The sequence below is a fragment of the Streptomyces sp. SID5910 genome (genome assembly GCF_009862125.1).
Lineage (GTDB): Bacteria > Actinomycetota > Actinomycetes > Streptomycetales > Streptomycetaceae > Streptomyces.
Map to the genome: position 1 here is coordinate 1 of NZ_WWHX01000354.1, position 1197 is coordinate 1197.

A 1197-nucleotide genomic window follows, 5' to 3' on the forward strand; every position below is an offset into this window, starting at 1 on the left:
TCCCGTCGGCGTCCGCCACGGACCTGACGGTCGTGGTGGCGGACGGCGACGGCGTGGAGCCGGCCCGCGTGCCCGCCGTCCTGCTGCCGGTACGGGAGGCGCTGCCGGTCCTCACGCGCGCGCGTGCCGACGCGTCCGGCCATCGGGCGGCCGTGTTCTGGGGCGCCGTCGCCGTGGAGGCGCTGCACCTGGTGGCACGGGGGCTGCTGCTGCCCGGCCTGTCCGAAACCGACCACGACGCCTGGCGCGCGGGCCCGCTGGACGCGCGGGACACCGAACGGATCCGCCACCTCGCCGCCGCCATGCCTCCCGAGGCGCACGCGGTCCCGGTGGACGGCGCCGGACCGCCGCGGCTGCCCGACCCGGAACGGCTGGTGCGCGCCTTCCTGGACGCCGTCGCCGACACGCTCCCCCGCACCCCCGCCGCCACGCTGGTGACGGACGGCCCCGCCTACGCGGCGGCGGAGCCACGGCAGCTGCCCGAGCTGCACTCCTGGGCCGCCGACGTCGCCGCGGGACACGACACGGGCGTACGGCTGTCGCTGCGCGTCGAGGTGCGGGACCTGCCGGCCGACTCCGGTGACGCGTCGCCGGCGTTCCGGGCCGTGCCACAGGTGCACAGCGTGAGCGATCCCGCGCTGGTCGCGGACACCGCCGAGGTGTGGTCCGGCGCCGTGGGCGACGCGTTCGGCACGCGCGCGCGAATGGACACCCTGCTCGCGCTGCGCCGTGCGGCACGGACCTGGCCGCCGCTGGCCCCGCTGCTGTCGGCCGCCGTGCCCGAAGCCGTCGACCTGGCCGACGAGGAGATCACCGAACTCCTCGGAGCGGGCACCCGGGCGCTGGCCGGCGCCGGCGTCGACGTGCACTGGCCGCGGGAACTGGCCCGTGACCTGACCACCCGCGCGGAGGTCGGGCCACCCGACGGCGAACCGGTGCCGGGCGCGGCCTCCGAAAAGGGCGGGACGTCGTTCGGAGAGGGTGGGCCGTCGTTCCTGTCCGCCGACGCGCTGCTCGCCTTCGACTGGTGGTTCGCCCTGGGCGGCGAGCAGCTCACGCGCGACGAGCTGGACCGGCTCGCCGAGGCCAACCGGCCCGTGGTGCGGCTGCGCGACCGGTGGGTCCTCGTCGACCCCGAGGAGGTGCGCCGGGCCCGCGCGCGGCAGGACTCGCGCTACTGCTCGGCCCGATAGCGGA

Annotated in this window: 1 pseudogene; it reads left to right on the plus strand. The window is 77.6% G+C overall.

What is annotated here, in order from left to right:
- A pseudogene (locus GTW67_RS12075) lies at positions 1-1175 on the plus strand (SNF2 helicase-associated domain-containing protein); the annotation flags it as partial.
- Positions 1176-1197 lie beyond the last annotated feature (22 nt).